Origin of the sequence: Pseudomonas sp. MPFS (genome assembly GCF_022537035.1) — a bacterium.
In the GTDB taxonomy this organism is placed as follows: domain Bacteria; phylum Pseudomonadota; class Gammaproteobacteria; order Pseudomonadales; family Pseudomonadaceae; genus Aquipseudomonas; species Aquipseudomonas sessilinigenes.
Genome location: NZ_CP066123.1, coordinates 4,774,341 through 4,791,998 on the forward strand (window position 1 = coordinate 4,774,341; position 17,658 = coordinate 4,791,998).

Genomic DNA, 17,658 nt, shown 5'->3' on the forward strand with positions numbered 1-17,658 from the left:
TCGCCATGTCCGACCACGATGCCCGCCGCTTGCTCAACGACCGCCTGGACTGGAACCTGCTGCGCACCTTCCGGGTGATCGGCCAGGAACTGAGCATCAGCCGTGCGGCGGCGCGCCTGCACCTGACCCAGCCCGCGGTGAGCCAGGCCCTCAAGCGCCTGGAGGAACAACTGGGCCGGCAGTTGATCGCCCGCCGCGGCCCGCGCTTTGCCCTGACCGAAGTGGGCGAGCAGATCTTCGCCCTGGCCGGGGAGATCTACGGCCAGGTGTCCCAGGTCGGCAGCGTGCTGGAGCAGCCCGCCGACGAGGTGATCGGCAAGGTCCGGCTGCTGATCATCAGCCGCATCTGCAACGAACGCTTCGACCAGTTCCTGGCGGACTTTCATCGCCAGCACCCACGGGTCGACCTGGAGGTGGACGTGATGCGCAGTTCGGACATCGTCAGCGCCCTGCAAGAAAAGACCGCGACCCTGGGCCTGAGCCTCAACCGCCGGCCGCAGCCGCGCCTGGAGCAACGCTTGTTCCTGCGCCAGCGCTATGCGTTCTTCTGTGGCAAGCACCACCCGCTGTTCGGCCACGCGGATGTGGCCGAGGGCGACCTGCAACGGGAGAACTTCGTCAGTTTCACCAGCGACCAGATCGGCGGCATGCTCTCGCCGTTGACCATCTTCCGCGACCAGCAGGGCTTCAGCGGACGTATCGTCGCCTCCTCCCCCAGCCTGGAAGAAGTGCGCCGCCTGGTGATCGCCGGGTTCGGCATCGGCTGCCTGCCGGAGCATGTGGTGGCGGCCGATGTCGACAGCGGGTTGCTGTGGCGGCTACCGCCCCACGAGGGCATCGCCGATGTCGACATCCACCTGCTGTGGAACCGCGAGCAGCGCCTGAGCCGCGCCGAGGCGTTGTTCCTCGAACACTTGCAGGCGTGCCTGGACGCTCAGTAACCCAGGCGGCGGTCGGCCAGGTTCAGCAGCGGTTCGCCCGCCTCCAGGCGGCGCAGGTTCTCCGCCACTTGCCGGGCAATGCAATCGTGGGAGGCGGCCGAGGCCATGTGCGGGGTGACGGTGACCCCGGGCAGACTCCACAGCCGATGCTCCGCCGGCAGCGGCTCCTGGTCGAAGACATCCAGCAAGGCGCCGCGCAGTTGGCCACTGGCCAGGGCCTGTTGCAGGTCGTCGATCCGCAGGTGCCCGCCACGCCCGCAATTGACCAGCGCCGACCCTGGCGCCAGCCGGGCGAAGGTGGCATGACCGAGGATGCCCCGGGTCTCGGGCGTCAGGGGCAGCAGGTTGACCAGCAGGTCCAGGCCGTCGAGGAAGCCATCCCGCGCCTCGGCGCCGGCAAAGCACCGCACCTGGGGCAACTGCTTGGCGCTGCGGGCCCAGCCACGCACCTGGTAGCCCGCGCCGGCGAGGTCCTGGGCGATGGCTGCGCCCAGGGAACCCAGGCCCATGACCCCGACCTTGAAGTCCTGCGCCGGCACTTGCAGCGGCCGCTCCCAGCAGTGCCCGGCCTGTTGCCCAAGTACCCGGTCGAAGCCCCGGTGGTAGTGGATCACCGCCCAGCGCACGTACTCGGTCATGCCCTGGCGGTGTCCGGGGTCCACCACCCGGCACACCGGCAATGGCGGGCAGCCTGGATCGTGTTCCAGGTGATCGATGCCGGCCGCCACCGAATGGATCAACTGCAATGCCGGCAAGGCTCGCAGGCTGCCCGGCGGCGGGAACCAGCAGGCCGCCAGCCGTGCCTCGGCAGCCCCGGGGTCATCCGCCAGCAATGCCTGCACCTGCGGCGCACTGCGGGCAAAGGCCTGCTGCAGTTGTTGCAGCAACAGGCGGTCACGGGACAGCAGCACCACAGGGCTCATGACAGGTAGGACTCGCGCTGGTGTTCGATCAGGGTCAGGGCCGCGTCCCAGGCCAGCTCGATGATGTGGTCGGCCTCGTCGCGCTCGAACTGCTCGGCGGTGTGGGCACAGACCTGTGGCGAGGGGTAGTTGAGCACCGAGCCACCGGCCAAGGCCTGTACCTGGGCCTGGCAGGCGCGCTCCAGGAAGTGGATCTCGTGGAAGGCGTGGGCCACGCTGGCACCGCCCACCAGCAGGCCGTGGTTGCGCAGGATCATGGCCTTGTGCGGGCCCAGGTCGGCGATCAGGCGCTGGCGCTCGTCCAGGGACAGGGCGATGCCTTCATAGGTGTGGTAGGCCAGCTTGCCGTAGAACTTCAGCGCGTGCTGGCTGATGGGCAGCAGGCCCTGCTGCTGGGCCGCCACTGCCATGCCCGCGGCGGTGTGGGTATGGATCACGCAATTGAGGTCGGGACGGGCCATGTGGATCGCCGAGTGGATGACGAAGCCCGCGGCGTTGACCCGGTGTCCGCTGTAGTGGGGATCGACGATGCGCCCCTCCTGATCGATGCGCACCAGGTCGCTGGCACGCATGCGGTCGAAGATCACCCCATAGCGGTTGATCAGGAAGTGGTGCTCGGGCCCGGGGATGCGCAAGGTGATGTGGGTGTCGATCAGGTCGGTCATGCGAAAGTGCGCCACCAGGCGATACAGCGCCGCCAGTTCGCAACGGGCTTGCCATTCGACGGCACTCATGTGTTCAGGTTTGCTCACGGATACACCTCTTGGGGAGCGGGTTGGACCACCGGCTTGGCGCGCATGCGCGCCAAGCCGCAGACGCCGATCAGCGACAACGCCGACAGCAGGCTGAAGAACAGCGCCAGGGGCAGCCATTGCCCGGAAAACTTGCTGGCCAGCAGCGTCCCCAGCAGCGGCGTGGTGCCGCCGGCCAGGGCGCAACTGAGTTGGTAGGCGATGGAGATGCCTGAGTAGCGCAGGTGCACCGGGAACGCCTGGGTCATGTAGCCGGCGATCACCGCATACAGCGCCGACAGGATCACCACCGCCAGAGCGATGCCGAGGGTCATCAAGAGGATGTTCTGGGTACCGACCAGCAGGAACATCGGGTACGGCGTGACCATGCACAGCAGGGCCACCAGGGTCAGGAAGCGCCCTTCGCCGATGCGCTCGGCCAGCAGGGCCGAGAGCGGTTGCGACAGCAGCTGGATCACGGTGACCAGGAACAGGCAGTCGAGGATGGTGGCCCGGGGGATACCCTGGTACTGGGTGACGTAGGTGATCATGAAAGTGTTGGTGAAGAAGAAACCGGCCGAACCGATGGTCACCGCCGCCGCGGCCAGGAGGATCTGCCGCCAGCAGTCGCGGATCACCTCCAGCACCGGGTAACGCGCTGTCTCCTGGTTATCCCGAGCCTTGGCGAATTCCGGCGACTCATGCACCCCGCTACGGATCATCAGGCCCACCATCATCAGCACGCCACTGGCCAGGAACGGCAGGCGCCAGCCCCAGGTGAGGAAGTCCTCGGGGGCAAGGCTGGTGACCAGGCGAAAGGCGATCAATGCCAGCAACAGGCCGGCCGGGCTGCCCAATTGGGCGAAGGAGGCGTAGAAGGTCTTGCGCCGGGCCGGAGCATGTTCGCTGGCCATCAGCACCGCCCCACCCCACTCGCCGCCGACGGAAATACCCTGGATCAACCGCAACACGATCAGGCCGATGGGCGCCCAGATGCCGACGCTGGCATAACTGGGCAGCAGGCCGATGCCGGTGGTGGCCAGGCCCATCAGCGCCATGGTCACCAGGAGCATCTTCTTGCGTCCGAGGCGATCACCCAGGTGGCCAAAGACCATGCCCGCCATGGGCCGGGCGACGAACCCCACGGCAAAGCTGCCGAACGCCGCCAGGGTGCTGGTCACCGGGTCGCTGCTGGGAAAGAACACCTGTCCCAGCACCAGGGCCGCGGCCGTGGCGTAGATGTAGAAGTCGTAGAACTCGATGGTGGTGCCGATGAAGGCCGCTGCCGCGGCGCGTCGCGGCTGAGGGGTGCTGTGCATGCAAGGACCTGTGTATTTGTAGTTATGGGCAGGTGCTGAAGGCTTGGTCAGGCGGCGCTCTATGGCGCTTGTGGGCTTTATCGCCGTCGTGCCAGGATTAGTCAATTTTCGAATTCTTATCCTAACTATTAGCCTTGCTACTACTAGAGTTCCCCATGGGCACTTCTAAAAACGTAGGCGAGGCAGGTCGTTTTTAGAGGAGCCCCATGTCGACACTCGATCCTGTGACCGGCTCCTGGGCCGGACGGCGTTTTCTCAACGATCGCCTGGACTGGAACCTGTTGCGCACCTACCTGGTGATCGGCCAGGAAGGCAGCATGAGCCGCGCCGCCGCGCGCCTGCACATCACCCAGTCGGCGGTCAGCCAGGCCCTCAAGCGGCTCGAGGAGCAGCTCGACTGCTTGTTGATCGTCCGTAGCGGACGGCGCTTCGAACTCACCGAGACCGGCGAGGAGGTGCTGCGCATCGCCACCGATATCTATGGCGATATCTCGCGCCTGGGCACCGTGGTACAAAGCCGCCAGGACGACGTGGTGGGCAAGATCCGGATTCTCACCGTCAGTGGGGTGAAGGCCCGGCACTACGATGAGTTCCTCGCGGACTTCCATGCCGCGCACCCGAAGATCGAGCTGGAGGTGGAGGTGCTGGGCAGTCCGGACATCATCAGTTCGCTGCTGCAAAAGACCGCGACCCTGGGGGTGGGCCTGTGCCGGCTGCCGCAGCCCAGGCTGGAGCAGCGTGTGCTGTTCCGGGAGCGCTACGCCTACTTCTGCGGCCCACGCCATCGGCTGTTCGGCCAGGCCAACCTGAGCCTGCAACAGCTGGCCACGGAGAACTTCGTCAGCTTCACCAGCGACCAGCTGGGAGGCAACCTGTCACCCCTGACGCTGTTTCGCGATCAGCAGGGCTTTACCGGCAAGATCGTCGCCTCTTCTACCAGTTTCGAGGAAATTCATCGGCTGATCTGCGCCGGTTTCGGCATTGGCTGCCTGCCGATCCACCTGGTGCGCCGGGACGTCGAACAGGGCTTGCTGTGGCCGCTGCCGCCGGAGGATGGGGTGGTGGATTTCGATATCCAGCTGCTGTGGAACCGTGAGCAGAAGATGAGCCAGGCCGAGGCGCTGTTTCTCCAGAGCATCCAGCACATGCTCAGTATCCACGAGCAGGTGCCGGACAGCCTGGTGCTGCGCTGACTCAGACGTGGGGATCGCCAGGAGCCTTGGCCGGTGCGGCGTACTGCGGCTTGAGGTGGCCGTTCTGGTCCAGTAGCCAGGCGTCCATGATCTGCCGCACCACGGGGCCGGCGACCCGGCCACCGGCCTCGCCGTTCTCGATCATCACCGAGATCACGATCTGCGGATGCTCGGCCGGAGCGAAGCCGACGAACAGGGCATTGTCGCGGTTGCGCTCGCGGGTCTTGAGGCGGTCATAACGCTCGCCCTGCTTGATCGCCACCACCTGGGCGGTACCGCTCTTGCCGGCAATCCGGTACTGGGCCCCGGCAGCAGCGGCGCGGGCAATGCCGCGAGGATCGTGCATGACCATCTGCATGCCATGGTTGACCTGGTCCCACTCGCGCGGGTCCTTCAACAGGATGTTGGGCATCGGATGCGGGTCCACCGGGGCCACGCCATCGACGGTCTTGGCCAGGTGCGGCCGGTTCCATACTCCCTTGTTGGCGATCAGTGCCGTGGCCTGGGCCAGCTGCAGCGGCGTCACCTGCATGTAGCCCTGGCCAATGCCGAGGATCAGCGTTTCTCCCGGGAACCACGCCTGGCGGCGGGTGGCGCGCTTCCAGGCCTGGGACGGCATCAGCCCCGAGGCTTCCTCGAACATGTCCAGGGAGACCTTTTCGCCGAGGCCGAACATGGCCATGTAGTCGTGCAGGCGATCGATGCCCAGCTTGTGGGCCAGGTCGTAGAAGTAAGTGTCGTTGGAGCGCATGATCGCCGCGTCCATGTCCACCCAGCCATCGCCGCTGCGGTTCCAGTTGCGGTATTTGTGGTCGTAGTCCGGCAACTGGTAGTAGCCCGGATCGAAGACGCGGCTGGAGGGGGTGACCACGCCGGTATCCAGGCCGGCGATCGCCACTTCCGGCTTGATGGTCGAGCCCGGCGCATAGAGGCCGCGCAACGCCCGGTTGAACAGTGGCCGGTCGATGGAGTCGTGCAGGGCGGCATATTCCTTGAAACTGATGCCGGTAACGAACAGGTTGGGGTCGAAGCTGGGGTTGCTGACCATGGCCAGTACTTCGCCAGTGGAGGGGTCCAGGGCCACCACCGAGCCGCGACGGTCACCCAGGGCCTGCTCGGCAGCTTCCTGGAGCTTCACGTCCAGGCTCAGGACAATGCTTTTCCCGGGGACCGGATCGGTGTGCTTGAGCACCCGCATGATCCGTCCCTGGGCGTTGGTCTCCACCTCTTCGTAACCGACATGGCCATGCAGCTCGGCCTCGTAGAACTTCTCGATACCAGTCTTGCCGATGGACTGGGTTCCACGGTACTCCACGGAGTCCAGGGTCTTGGCCTCCTTCTCGTTGATCCGCCCGACGTAACCGATGGAATGGGCGAAATGCGTCCCCAGGGGGTAGTGACGGACGAACTGGGCTTCGACATCCATTCCCGGCAGGCGGTATTCGTTAACCGCCAATACGGCGATCTGCTCTTCGGTGAGCTGGTAGAACAAGGTAACGGGGACGAAGGGGTGGCGGGCCTGCTTCATTTCCTTGTCGAACAGTGTCCGGTCTTCGGGCGGCAGGTGCAGGAGTTCGACCACGGTGTCCAGTTCACCCTTGAGGTCGGTGGCCCGTTCGCGAGTGATGGTCAGGTTGAAACTGGGGCGGTTGTCTGCCAGGACCACCCCGTTACGGTCATAGATCACTCCACGGGTCGGGGTGATGGGCAGCACATGTACACGGTTGTTCTGCGAAACGGTGGAGTGGTAATCGAACTCCACTACCTGGAGGAAATACATGCGTGCGACCAGTGCGCAACTGATGGCGGCCACCAACACGGCGCAGGCCAGCAGCCGCTTGTTGACCAGGCGGGTTTCTTTCTCGTGGTCCTTGATTGGAATCGCTTCGGGCATTGCTACAGCTTCTCGGTGAAATAGAGATCGACGCTGATCCGTGCGGGTGAAATCGGGTGCGTAAAAAAGAGCTGCACGATACCAAAAACCGGCCGCCGACTTTGCCAGGATTTCTCCCATGGCTGATCAATGGTGCTGGCCGGAGGGGCATTATTGACCTGTGATCAAGGGTGTTGTTCCGATTATTGGGTTTTTCCTGCCTTGCCCACTGGGGAGACTGCAAGGTGCCCTTGGCCAGCCTGGCTGGTGCAAGGGCGTCTCGATACCTGATGGAGAATGAAGATGCCAACCGAATACGTAGCCTGGGGCTGGACCCGGGGATCGGGCCTGCCTGGCCTGCGATCAATCCGTAAAGCCCTGCCGCAACCATCGGCCAAGCAACTGCTGGTCGCCAATAGCGTGATTGCGTTGAATCCGGTGGATTGGAAAATGATCGAATGGGGCCACGACGACTGGCGGGACGGCCATGTGCCGGGCGTGGACGGTGTCGGGGTGGTGGTGACAGCAGGCCCTGATGCGAGCATCCGACCAGGAACCCGGGTGGCTTATCACCAGGGGCTAAGCGCTGACGGCAGCTTCGCCGAATACAGCCTGATCGATGCCAGGGCCGCCATTGTCCTCCCTGATGAGCTGGATGACGCTGTGGCGGCGGCCTTGCCTTGCCCCGGTCTGACGGCCCTGCAAGCATTGGATAAGCTGCCCCAGGCGGGCGTGGGGGATGTGCTGGTGGTGGGTGCCGGCGGCGCCGTGGGCTCGTTACTGGCACAGATGGCGGTACAGAGGGGGATGCGGGTCTGGGCCACGGCCTCGCCCAAGCATCATGAACAACTGCTGGAGCAGGGTGTGGTTGGAGTTTTCGACTATCACCGACCAGAGTGGCGATCCGAATTGCAAGCACGCCTGGGTAGCCGTCGGCTGTCGGCCATCTTCGATACGGTCAGCGCAAGGCACGCGGCAAACCTGGCCGAGTTGCTGGGCTATAACGGACACCTGGTGTGCATTCAGGATCGCCAGGAGACAGCGCCGCTGCCAGCCTTCAGCACAGCCGTCTCCCTGCATGAAGTGGCATTGAACAGTCTTCATGTACACGGCGTTGAGGCGGATTGGCAACGCTACCAGCAACAGGGTGCCTATTTGCTGCAGCAGGTTGCACAAGGTCAGCTCAGGGCCTCGCCCCTGCTGCCCTTCGACTTCAACGAACTGCCGGCAAAGCTTGAGGCGCTCAGGGATGCAGAGCAGCACGGCAAGTGGATCGCCCGCCTACAGCCCGGGCAGGTACCCACCTGAACCAGATCAGGCCCGGTAGATACCGGGCCGCTCTGCTAGTTTTCTTCCGCGCAAAGACAAAACCCCAACTGCTTTCGCAATTGGGGTTTCGGAATTTAATCTTGACGATGACCTACTCTCACATGGGGAAACCCCACACTACCATCGGCGATGCATCGTTTCACTTCTGAGTTCGGGATGGGATCAGGTGGTTCCAATGCTCTATGGTCGTCAAGAAATTCTGTAGCTGAGCCGTTGTTTGGGCAACGTTCCAGCGAATGGGTATGCAATAGGTTTGTGTGCTGCAAACTTTCGGTTCGTGCGTCTTCACACACCGCAACTCGCTCTTAAGCAAATTGCTTGGGTGTTATATGGTCAAGCCTCACGGGCAATTAGTATTGGTTAGCTCAACGCCTCACAGCGCTTACACACCCAACCTATCAACGTCGTAGTCTTCGACGGCCCTTTAGGGGATTCAAGATCCCAGTGAGATCTCATCTTGAGGCAAGTTTCCCGCTTAGATGCTTTCAGCGGTTATCTTTTCCGAACATAGCTACCCGGCAATGCCACTGGCGTGACAACCGGAACACCAGAGGTTCGTCCACTCCGGTCCTCTCGTACTAGGAGCAGCCCCTCTCAAATCTCAAACGTCCACGGCAGATAGGGACCGAACTGTCTCACGACGTTCTAAACCCAGCTCGCGTACCACTTTAAATGGCGAACAGCCATACCCTTGGGACCGGCTTCAGCCCCAGGATGTGATGAGCCGACATCGAGGTGCCAAACACCGCCGTCGATATGAACTCTTGGGCGGTATCAGCCTGTTATCCCCGGAGTACCTTTTATCCGTTGAGCGATGGCCCTTCCATACAGAACCACCGGATCACTAAGACCTACTTTCGTACCTGCTCGACGTGTTTGTCTCGCAGTCAAGCGCGCTTTTGCCTTTATACTCTGCGACCGATTTCCGACCGGTCTGAGCGCACCTTCGTACTCCTCCGTTACTCTTTAGGAGGAGACCGCCCCAGTCAAACTACCCACCATACACTGTCCTCGATCCGGATAACGGACCTGAGTTAGAACCTCAAAGTTGCCAGGGTGGTATTTCAAGGATGGCTCCACGCAGACTGGCGTCCACGCTTCAAAGCCTCCCACCTATCCTACACAAGCAAATTCAAAGTCCAGTGCAAAGCTATAGTAAAGGTTCACGGGGTCTTTCCGTCTAGCCGCGGATACACTGCATCTTCACAGCGATTTCAATTTCACTGAGTCTCGGGTGGAGACAGCGCCGCCATCGTTACGCCATTCGTGCAGGTCGGAACTTACCCGACAAGGAATTTCGCTACCTTAGGACCGTTATAGTTACGGCCGCCGTTTACCGGGGCTTCGATCAAGAGCTTCGCTTGCGCTAACCCCATCAATTAACCTTCCGGCACCGGGCAGGCGTCACACCCTATACGTCCACTTTCGTGTTTGCAGAGTGCTGTGTTTTTAATAAACAGTCGCAGCGGCCTGGTATCTTCGACCGGCATGGGCTTACGGAGCAAGTCCTTCACCCTCACCGGCGCACCTTCTCCCGAAGTTACGGTGCCATTTTGCCTAGTTCCTTCACCCGAGTTCTCTCAAGCGCCTTGGTATTCTCTACCCAACCACCTGTGTCGGTTTGGGGTACGGTTCCTAGTTATCTGAAGCTTAGAAGCTTTTCTTGGAAGCATGGCATCAACCACTTCGTCACCTAAAAGGTAACTCGTCATCAGCTCTCGGCCTTAAGATCCCGGATTTACCTAAGATCTCAGCCTACCACCTTAAACTTGGACAACCAACGCCAAGCTGGCCTAGCCTTCTCCGTCCCTCCATCGCAATAACTAGAAGTACAGGAATATTAACCTGTTTTCCATCGACTACGCTTTTCAGCCTCGCCTTAGGGACCGACTAACCCTGCGTCGATTAACGTTGCGCAGGAAACCTTGGTCTTTCGGCGTGCGAGTTTTTCACTCGCATTGTCGTTACTCATGTCAGCATTCGCACTTCTGATACCTCCAGCAAGCTTCTCAACTCACCTTCACAGGCTTACAGAACGCTCCTCTACCGCATCACTTACGTGATACCCGTAGCTTCGGTGTATGGTTTGAGCCCCGTTACATCTTCCGCGCAGGCCGACTCGACTAGTGAGCTATTACGCTTTCTTTAAAGGGTGGCTGCTTCTAAGCCAACCTCCTAGCTGTCTAAGCCTTCCCACATCGTTTCCCACTTAACCATAACTTTGGGACCTTAGCTGACGGTCTGGGTTGTTTCCCTTTTCACGACGGACGTTAGCACCCGCCGTGTGTCTCCCATGCTCGGCACTTGTAGGTATTCGGAGTTTGCATCGGTTTGGTAAGTCGGGATGACCCCCTAGCCGAAACAGTGCTCTACCCCCTACAGTGATACATGAGGCGCTACCTAAATAGCTTTCGAGGAGAACCAGCTATCTCCGAGCTTGATTAGCCTTTCACTCCGATCCACAGGTCATCCGCTAACTTTTCAACGGTAGTCGGTTCGGTCCTCCAGTCAGTGTTACCTAACCTTCAACCTGCCCATGGATAGATCGCCCGGTTTCGGGTCTATACCCAGCGACTAAACGCCCTATTAAGACTCGCTTTCGCTACGCCTCCCCTATTCGGTTAAGCTTGCCACTGAATATAAGTCGCTGACCCATTATACAAAAGGTACGCAGTCACAGAACAAAGTCTGCTCCCACTGCTTGTACGCATACGGTTTCAGGATCTATTTCACTCCCCTCTCCGGGGTTCTTTTCGCCTTTCCCTCACGGTACTAGTTCACTATCGGTCAGTCAGTAGTATTTAGCCTTGGAGGATGGTCCCCCCATATTCAGACAAGGTTTCTCGTGCCCCGTCCTACTCGATTTCACTTCTAAGATCCTTTCGCGTACAGGGCTATCACCCACTATGGCCGCACTTTCCAGAGCGTTCCGCTAAAATCAAAGAAGCTTAAGGGCTAGTCCCCGTTCGCTCGCCACTACTAAGGGAATCTCGGTTGATTTCTTTTCCTCAGGGTACTTAGATGTTTCAGTTCCCCTGGTTCGCCTCTTACACCTATGTATTCAGTGTAAGATAACCATCTTATGATGGCTGGGTTCCCCCATTCAGAGATCTCCGGATCAAAGTCTGTTTGCCGACTCCCCGAAGCTTATCGCAGGCTACCACGTCTTTCATCGCCTCTGACTGCCAAGGCATCCACCGTATGCGCTTCTTCACTTGACCATATAACCCCAAGCAATCTGGTTATACTGTGAAGACGACATTCGCCGAAAGTTTGCAATATTTACAAACTTTACCTTAGCCTGATCCACTACCAGTGAAAGTAGTGTTCAGTCTATCTTTCTATCACATACCCAAATTTTTAAAGAACGATCTAATCAAAAGACTAGAAATCAACATTCGATTTGAATGCTCATTTCTAAGCTTTCAGAAGCAGTTTATGGTGGAGCCAAGCGGGATCGAACCGCTGACCTCCTGCGTGCAAGGCAGGCGCTCTCCCAGCTGAGCTATGGCCCCATAACAAAATTGGTGGGTCTGGGCAGATTCGAACTGCCGACCTCACCCTTATCAGGGGTGCGCTCTAACCAACTGAGCTACAGACCCAATTTCGAGCTTGTAACTGTTAGCTTGGAGCTATCAGCTTGGAGCTTAAAGCTGCTTCTATCGTCTTCTTCAATGAATCAAGCAATTCGTGTGGGAGCTTATGAAGCAGCTGATGTCGTCGATTAAGGAGGTGATCCAGCCGCAGGTTCCCCTACGGCTACCTTGTTACGACTTCACCCCAGTCATGAATCACACCGTGGTAACCGTCCTCCCGAAGGTTAGACTAGCTACTTCTGGTGCAACCCACTCCCATGGTGTGACGGGCGGTGTGTACAAGGCCCGGGAACGTATTCACCGCGACATTCTGATTCGCGATTACTAGCGATTCCGACTTCACGCAGTCGAGTTGCAGACTGCGATCCGGACTACGATCGGTTTTGTGGGATTAGCTCCACCTCGCGGCTTGGCAACCCTCTGTACCGACCATTGTAGCACGTGTGTAGCCCAGGCCGTAAGGGCCATGATGACTTGACGTCATCCCCACCTTCCTCCGGTTTGTCACCGGCAGTCTCCTTAGAGTGCCCACCATAACGTGCTGGTAACTAAGGACAAGGGTTGCGCTCGTTACGGGACTTAACCCAACATCTCACGACACGAGCTGACGACAGCCATGCAGCACCTGTGTCAGAGTTCCCGAAGGCACCAATCCATCTCTGGAAAGTTCTCTGCATGTCAAGGCCTGGTAAGGTTCTTCGCGTTGCTTCGAATTAAACCACATGCTCCACCGCTTGTGCGGGCCCCCGTCAATTCATTTGAGTTTTAACCTTGCGGCCGTACTCCCCAGGCGGTCAACTTAATGCGTTAGCTGCGCCACTAAAGTCTCAAGGACCCCAACGGCTAGTTGACATCGTTTACGGCGTGGACTACCAGGGTATCTAATCCTGTTTGCTCCCCACGCTTTCGCACCTCAGTGTCAGTATCAGTCCAGGTGGTCGCCTTCGCCACTGGTGTTCCTTCCTATATCTACGCATTTCACCGCTACACAGGAAATTCCACCACCCTCTACCATACTCTAGCTTGCCAGTTTTGGATGCAGTTCCCAGGTTGAGCCCGGGGCTTTCACATCCAACTTAACAAACCACCTACGCGCGCTTTACGCCCAGTAATTCCGATTAACGCTTGCACCCTCTGTATTACCGCGGCTGCTGGCACAGAGTTAGCCGGTGCTTATTCTGTCGGTAACGTCAAAACAGCAAGATATTAGCTTACTGCCCTTCCTCCCAACTTAAAGTGCTTTACAATCCGAAGACCTTCTTCACACACGCGGCATGGCTGGATCAGGCTTTCGCCCATTGTCCAATATTCCCCACTGCTGCCTCCCGTAGGAGTCTGGACCGTGTCTCAGTTCCAGTGTGACTGATCATCCTCTCAGACCAGTTACGGATCGTCGCCTTGGTGAGCCATTACCTCACCAACTAGCTAATCCGACCTAGGCTCATCTGATAGCGCAAGGCCCGAAGGTCCCCTGCTTTCTCCCGTAGGACGTATGCGGTATTAGCGCTCCTTTCGAAACGTTATCCCCCACTACCAGGCAGATTCCTAGGCATTACTCACCCGTCCGCCGCTGAATCCGTGAGCAAGCTCACTTCATCCGCTCGACTTGCATGTGTTAGGCCTGCCGCCAGCGTTCAATCTGAGCCATGATCAAACTCTTCAGTTCAATACTGCTTGGGTTTTTAAGAAACCCTAAACTTGGCTCAGCAACCTCAAATGACTATTTGATTTCTCGAATGGTCACTTGTGATGCTGATAATCTTTTTGACTATCAGTCTAACTACACAAGCACCCACACGAATTGCTTGATTCAGTTGTTAAAGAGCGGTTGGTTAAGATCTTTCGTCTCAACCGAGGCGCGCATTCTACAGCAGCCTCATTTGCTGTCAAGTGATTTTTTCAAGAAGTTTTCAAAGTTTCCTTTGTAACTTCAACCACTTGCGCTTTCGATCTCTCGTTAGCGGGAGGCGAATTCTACAGCGTTACACGCTGCTGTCAACACCTCTTTTTAACCGCTTTCGATCGAGAGGATCGAAACGCTAACAAGGCTACTTTCGCTGCCTTATCAGCTCCTTTCGGGCTTCGATGAACTGAAGCGTGACCGCTATCGAAATCTTCGTAACTCGTTGAATCTCAAGGAGTTTTCCGTTTCGACTGCGCCGGAAGTGGGGCGAATTATAGAGACATTAAACTCGCCGTCAACACTTATTTTCAGTTTTCCATGATTCAGCTCAAAACAGCCTGCGCGCACCTTATATATAGGAAACGCGAAAGACTTTGCGCACTATATTGCTCAATGCCTATTACTTGAGCATCATGCCCCAAGCGCCCTGTTTTCTTTCCAACACTTTGGATGCCCTCTGCATGAATGACCAACCCCGCAGTCTTGCCTCGACCCTGTTTCCGGTTGGCCTGCTACTTATCGCCATGGCTTCCATCCAATCGGGAGCCTCCCTGGCCAAAAGCATGTTCCCCATTGTTGGCGCCCAGGGGACGACAGCGCTTCGACTGGTGTTTGCCAGCATCATCATGCTTCTGCTACTGAAGCCCTGGCGCGCCAAATTCACCGCCAAGACACTACGCTCGGTCCTGGTCTACGGCATGGCCCTGGGTGGAATGAACTTCCTCTTCTATATGTCGTTGAGAAGCGTGCCACTGGGAATCGCCGTCGCCCTGGAGTTCACTGGTCCATTGGCTGTTGCCCTCTATGCGTCACGCAAGGCACTCGACTTTGTCTGGATCGCCTTGGCAATCATCGGATTACTCCTGCTGATACCGACCGGAGCCACCGAGACTCCCATCGGTCTGGTCGGGGCCGGTTACGCCCTGGGGGCTGGTGTCTGCTGGGCGCTGTATATCCTGTTTGGGCAAAAAGCCGGCGCCGAGCACGGAGTCCAGACCGCAGCGCTGGGCGTACTGATTGCTGCCTTGTTCGTGGCCCCTATCGGCATTGTTCACGCGGGCACTGCCCTGCTCACACCTGCACTGATTCCCGTAGCGCTGGGCGTCGCTATCCTATCCACCGCCCTCCCCTACAGCTTGGAGATGGTTGCCCTGACACGCATACCAGCCCGTACCTTTGGCACCCTGATGAGTATCGAACCTGCTTTCGGCGCACTCTCTGGCCTATTGTTCCTGCATGAGTACCTATCCCTGGCGCAGTGGACCGCCATTGCCTGCATCATCTTCGCTTCCGTAGGAGCAACTTTGACCATGCGCCGTGAGTCCAAACCATTAGTAGCAGCTGATTGAGACGCAAGTCTGGTAATTGGCGCTCAATTAGGCCATGTTTAGTCGGCGACTCAACGTCACCCAGGAAGTTGCCAGACAGGGATATCGCCAACGGTACTGCAGTCACACTCGGACATCAGATCCGAGGCTAGCGATAAGGACGGGGATGAAACGATTTTTGATACTGTTGACCATACTTGCCATTGCAGGCTGTGCGGCAACCAGCAAGACCGAAGTCAAACGGGGTAAAAAAGGACTCCACATCAATTGCTCGGGCTTGTCCTCCTCATGGGACAAGTGCTACACCACGGCAGCCGAGTCCTGCGGTCCGAAGGGCTACAAGGTGATCGCCAAATCCGGCGACACGGTTGAAGATCCGGGAGACTACCCTTTCGGCCTCAACCCTGCCGGTTACACCAGCCGCAGCATGATCGTCATCTGCAAATAGGTTGACCTGCCTGTTCTCAAGCAGCTACTGCAGTTGCTTGAGAATCTGTTCGTGGCTGGACGCCAGGATCTGCTGCTGGATATCCGGACTAACGAGCATCCGCGCCACCACCAGCGCTCCTACACACTGTGACAGTATCGACCAGGCCAGGCTTTCGCTCCCCAGCGTTTGCGCCCAAGCCTGATGCAAGCGACAAATCAGATTCTCGGACTGTTGCCGCACCTCGACACTGCCCCGGGAAATCTCCGCCCCCAGGGCAGGAATGGCACAACCAGCTGCTGGTTGCTGCAAGTGAGCCATACTCAAGTACTGCTGCAGGCAACGCTGCAACTTCTCCTGATCGTGCTGCCCATGCCCACCCAAGCGCTCCAGGCTCTGCTTCAACTCACGCTCGACAATCGAACCAAATAGCTCGTCCTTGGAAGCGAAATGGCTATAGAACGCCCCACCGCTCAGGCCAATGGCTTTCATCAAGGCATCGACACCCACGGTGGAAAACCCTTCATTCTTGGCCTGGCCTGCGCTGCTTTGCAGCAAACGCTCCCGGGTTTCCTGCTTGTGACCGGCTGAATAGCGCATCCCTGAAAAGCTCCACCAGTGTTCTTGACGATCGAAAAATCATAGCATAACGTTCGTTTACCTAACGATCGTTTACTAAAGAGCGAACCCCATGACTACAACCTTGAACAAGAAAGTCGTACTGGTGGTCGGTGCCGGCGATGCCACAGGAGGTGCCATTGCCAAACGTTTCGCCGCAGAAGGTTTTATCGCCTGCCTCACTCGACGCAACGCGGACAAACTGCAGCCCCTGGTGCAAAGCATCCAGCATGCCGGAGGCCAGGCCCATGGTTTTGCCTGCGACGCCCGCAAGGAAGAGGAAGTGATCGCCTTGATCGAACAGATCGAAACCCAGATCGGCCCGATCGAAGCATTCGTTTTCAATATCGGCGCCAATGCGCCCTGCAGCATCCTTGAAGAAACCGCGCGCAAGTATTTCAAAATCTGGGAAATGGCCTGTTTTTCAGGTTTTCTCAATGCCCGCGAAGTGGCCAAGCGCATGGTCACTCGCAAACGCGGCACCATCCTGTTCACCGGTGCCACGGCAGGTGTTCGTGGCGCTGCGGGCTTTGCCGCCTTCGCCGGAGCCAAGCACGGCATCCGCGCCCTGGCCCAGAGCATGGCCCGGGAACTGGGCCCAATGAACATCCACGTCGCCCATATCATCGTCGACGGTGCCATCGATACCGACTTCATCCGTACCAGCTTTCCCGAGAAATACGCACTCAAGGACCAGGACGGCATCCTCGATCCCGTACACATCGCCGAGAACTACTGGTACCTGCACAATCAACCACGAGATGCCTGGACCTTCGAACTGGACCTGCGCCCCTGGAACGAGCGCTGGTAATCCGCCCCGACAAGAACAATCACCGAGACCGAATCATGAGCAAAACCGTGGAGTTCTTCTTCGACCTGGGCAGTCCGACCGCCTACCTGGCCTACACCCAGTTACCCAGAATCTGTGCCGAGACCGGCAGCCAGCTGAAGTACCAACCCATGCTGCTCGGCGGCATATTCAAGACCACCGGCAATGCCTCGCCCATCAGCATTCCTGCCAAGGGCCGCTACATGCTGCATGATCTGGCGCGCTTCGCTCGACGCTATGAGGTCGAGCTTGAATTCAATCCGCATTTCCCCATCAACACCTTGCTGCTGATGCGTGCGGTGACCGGTGTCCAGATGCATCTGCCTGAGCGCTTCGTCGAGTTCATCGACTGCCTGTTTCGCGCACTCTGGGTCGAACAGCGCAACCTCAACGATGCCGTCGTCATCACCCAGGTCCTGGAGCGAGCCGGCTTCGATCCACAGCAGGTCCTCGACCTGAGCAATGACGAAGAGGTCAAGGCCCGGCTCAAGGACAACACCGATCTGGCATTGAAACGAGGGGTGTTCGGTGCCCCCAGCATGTTCGTGGGTGACGAGCTGTTTTTTGGCCAGGACCGCCTGGATTTCGTCCGCGAGGCTCTCGAGCGACATTGAACCCTGCACGCCCGGTCACACACCGGGAGTGCAG

The 17,658-nt window shown here is 58.7% G+C and carries 12 protein-coding genes, 2 tRNA genes and 3 rRNA genes; 7 read left to right on the top strand and 10 right to left on the bottom strand.

Annotated features, from left to right (window positions below):
- Nucleotides 1-5 precede the first annotated feature (5 nt).
- Nucleotides 6-941, top strand: a complete 936-nt coding sequence (locus I9018_RS21750; RefSeq protein WP_241107487.1) for a LysR family transcriptional regulator — start codon at nt 6-8, stop codon at nt 939-941.
- On the opposite strand, the gene I9018_RS21755 is transcribed toward I9018_RS21750, so the two are convergent.
- The 3 genes from I9018_RS21755 to I9018_RS21765 are packed head-to-tail and all read right to left on the bottom strand — an operon-like array spanning nt 935 to nt 3,914.
- Nucleotides 935-1,864 (bottom strand): glyoxylate/hydroxypyruvate reductase A, encoded by a 930-nt coding sequence (locus I9018_RS21755; RefSeq protein WP_241107488.1) that lies wholly within the window; start codon nt 1,862-1,864, stop codon nt 935-937. The genes I9018_RS21750 and I9018_RS21755 overlap by 7 nt on opposite strands.
- The gene (locus I9018_RS21760) at nt 1,861-2,616 is read right to left on the bottom strand and encodes a class II aldolase/adducin family protein (RefSeq protein WP_241107489.1); all 756 of its coding nucleotides are present in this window, start codon (nt 2,614-2,616) and stop codon (nt 1,861-1,863) included. Before I9018_RS21760 ends, I9018_RS21755 begins: the two co-directional genes overlap by 4 nt.
- Entirely contained in the window at nt 2,613-3,914 is a 1,302-nt protein-coding gene (locus tag I9018_RS21765) for an MFS transporter (protein WP_241107490.1), read from the bottom strand. The genes I9018_RS21760 and I9018_RS21765 overlap by 4 nt, the downstream gene beginning before the upstream one ends.
- A gap of 206 nt (nt 3,915-4,120) precedes the next feature.
- Between I9018_RS21765 and I9018_RS21770 the strand changes: the two genes are divergently transcribed.
- A complete protein-coding gene (locus I9018_RS21770) occupies nt 4,121-5,107 on the top strand; it encodes a LysR family transcriptional regulator (RefSeq protein WP_085600592.1) in 987 nt (328 codons plus the stop codon).
- 1 nt (nt 5,108) lies between these two features.
- Here I9018_RS21770 and mrdA read toward each other — a convergent pair whose 3' ends face one another.
- A complete protein-coding gene (mrdA, locus tag I9018_RS21775) occupies nt 5,109-7,001 on the bottom strand; it encodes a penicillin-binding protein 2 (protein ID WP_124348177.1) in 1,893 nt (630 codons plus the stop codon).
- Between the two features lie 282 nt (nt 7,002-7,283).
- Between mrdA and I9018_RS21780 the strand changes: the two genes are divergently transcribed.
- Complete coding sequence (locus I9018_RS21780; RefSeq protein WP_241107491.1) at nt 7,284-8,288, top strand: zinc-binding dehydrogenase; 1,005 nt, start codon at nt 7,284-7,286, stop codon at nt 8,286-8,288.
- A gap of 99 nt (nt 8,289-8,387) precedes the next feature.
- Here the strand turns inward: I9018_RS21780 and rrf are convergent.
- From rrf to I9018_RS21805, 5 genes are all read right to left on the bottom strand, one after another.
- Nucleotides 8,388-8,503: ribosomal RNA gene (gene rrf, locus I9018_RS21785) — 5S ribosomal RNA — on the bottom strand.
- Nucleotides 8,504-8,638: 135 nt separating this feature from the next.
- Nucleotides 8,639-11,530 (bottom strand): 23S ribosomal RNA (locus tag I9018_RS21790).
- A gap of 218 nt (nt 11,531-11,748) precedes the next feature.
- A tRNA-Ala gene (locus tag I9018_RS21795) sits at nt 11,749-11,824 on the bottom strand.
- Nucleotides 11,825-11,834: 10 nt separating this feature from the next.
- Nucleotides 11,835-11,911, bottom strand: a tRNA-Ile gene (locus tag I9018_RS21800).
- 123 nt (nt 11,912-12,034) lie between these two features.
- A 16S ribosomal RNA gene (locus I9018_RS21805) occupies nt 12,035-13,571 on the bottom strand.
- Together the 16S, 23S and 5S rRNA genes with 2 tRNA genes alongside form the textbook arrangement of a ribosomal RNA operon.
- 698 nt (nt 13,572-14,269) lie before the next feature.
- Here I9018_RS21805 and rhtA point away from each other — a divergent pair.
- Nucleotides 14,270-15,157, top strand: coding sequence for a threonine/homoserine exporter RhtA (rhtA, locus tag I9018_RS21810; RefSeq protein ID WP_241107492.1), 888 nt, complete (start codon nt 14,270-14,272; stop codon nt 15,155-15,157).
- 145 nt (nt 15,158-15,302) lie between these two features.
- Nucleotides 15,303-15,584 (top strand): hypothetical protein, encoded by a 282-nt coding sequence (locus I9018_RS21815; RefSeq protein ID WP_241107493.1) that lies wholly within the window; start codon nt 15,303-15,305, stop codon nt 15,582-15,584.
- A 24-nt stretch (nt 15,585-15,608) separates the two neighbouring features.
- Here the strand turns inward: I9018_RS21815 and I9018_RS21820 are convergent, their stop codons facing one another.
- Nucleotides 15,609-16,163 carry a TetR/AcrR family transcriptional regulator gene (locus tag I9018_RS21820; protein ID WP_068585583.1) on the bottom strand — a complete coding sequence of 185 codons (555 nt, stop codon included), beginning with the start codon at nt 16,161-16,163 and terminating at the stop codon, nt 15,609-15,611.
- 91 nt (nt 16,164-16,254) lie between these two features.
- On the opposite strand from I9018_RS21820, the gene I9018_RS21825 reads away from it, so the two are divergent.
- Together I9018_RS21825 and I9018_RS21830 are read left to right on the top strand one after the other, a co-directional pair.
- Nucleotides 16,255-16,992 carry an SDR family oxidoreductase gene (locus tag I9018_RS21825; protein WP_241107494.1) on the top strand — a complete coding sequence of 246 codons (738 nt, stop codon included), beginning with the start codon at nt 16,255-16,257 and terminating at the stop codon, nt 16,990-16,992.
- 35 nt (nt 16,993-17,027) lie between these two features.
- Complete coding sequence (locus tag I9018_RS21830; RefSeq protein ID WP_241107495.1) at nt 17,028-17,624, top strand: 2-hydroxychromene-2-carboxylate isomerase; 597 nt, start codon at nt 17,028-17,030, stop codon at nt 17,622-17,624.
- Nucleotides 17,625-17,658: the final 34 nt, after the last annotated feature.

Excerpts from the sequence above, each read along its gene's own strand:
- I9018_RS21755 (WP_241107488.1), bottom strand. The coding sequence starts at position 1,864 with ATGAGCCCTGTGGTGCTGCTGTCCCGTGACCGCCTGTTGCTGCAACAA.
- I9018_RS21825 (WP_241107494.1), top strand. The coding sequence starts at position 16,255 with ATGACTACAACCTTGAACAAGAAAGTCGTACTGGTGGTCGGTGCCGGC.
- rhtA (WP_241107492.1), top strand. The coding sequence starts at position 14,270 with ATGAATGACCAACCCCGCAGTCTTGCCTCGACCCTGTTTCCGGTTGGC.
- I9018_RS21780 (WP_241107491.1), top strand. The coding sequence starts at position 7,284 with ATGCCAACCGAATACGTAGCCTGGGGCTGGACCCGGGGATCGGGCCTG.
- I9018_RS21815 (WP_241107493.1), top strand. The coding sequence starts at position 15,303 with ATGAAACGATTTTTGATACTGTTGACCATACTTGCCATTGCAGGCTGT.
- mrdA (WP_124348177.1), bottom strand. The coding sequence starts at position 7,001 with ATGCCCGAAGCGATTCCAATCAAGGACCACGAGAAAGAAACCCGCCTG.
- I9018_RS21820 (WP_068585583.1), bottom strand. The coding sequence starts at position 16,163 with ATGCGCTATTCAGCCGGTCACAAGCAGGAAACCCGGGAGCGTTTGCTG.
- I9018_RS21765 (WP_241107490.1), bottom strand. The coding sequence starts at position 3,914 with ATGCACAGCACCCCTCAGCCGCGACGCGCCGCGGCAGCGGCCTTCATC.
- I9018_RS21770 (WP_085600592.1), top strand. The coding sequence starts at position 4,121 with ATGTCGACACTCGATCCTGTGACCGGCTCCTGGGCCGGACGGCGTTTT.
- I9018_RS21830 (WP_241107495.1), top strand. The coding sequence starts at position 17,028 with ATGAGCAAAACCGTGGAGTTCTTCTTCGACCTGGGCAGTCCGACCGCC.
- I9018_RS21750 (WP_241107487.1), top strand. The coding sequence starts at position 6 with ATGTCCGACCACGATGCCCGCCGCTTGCTCAACGACCGCCTGGACTGG.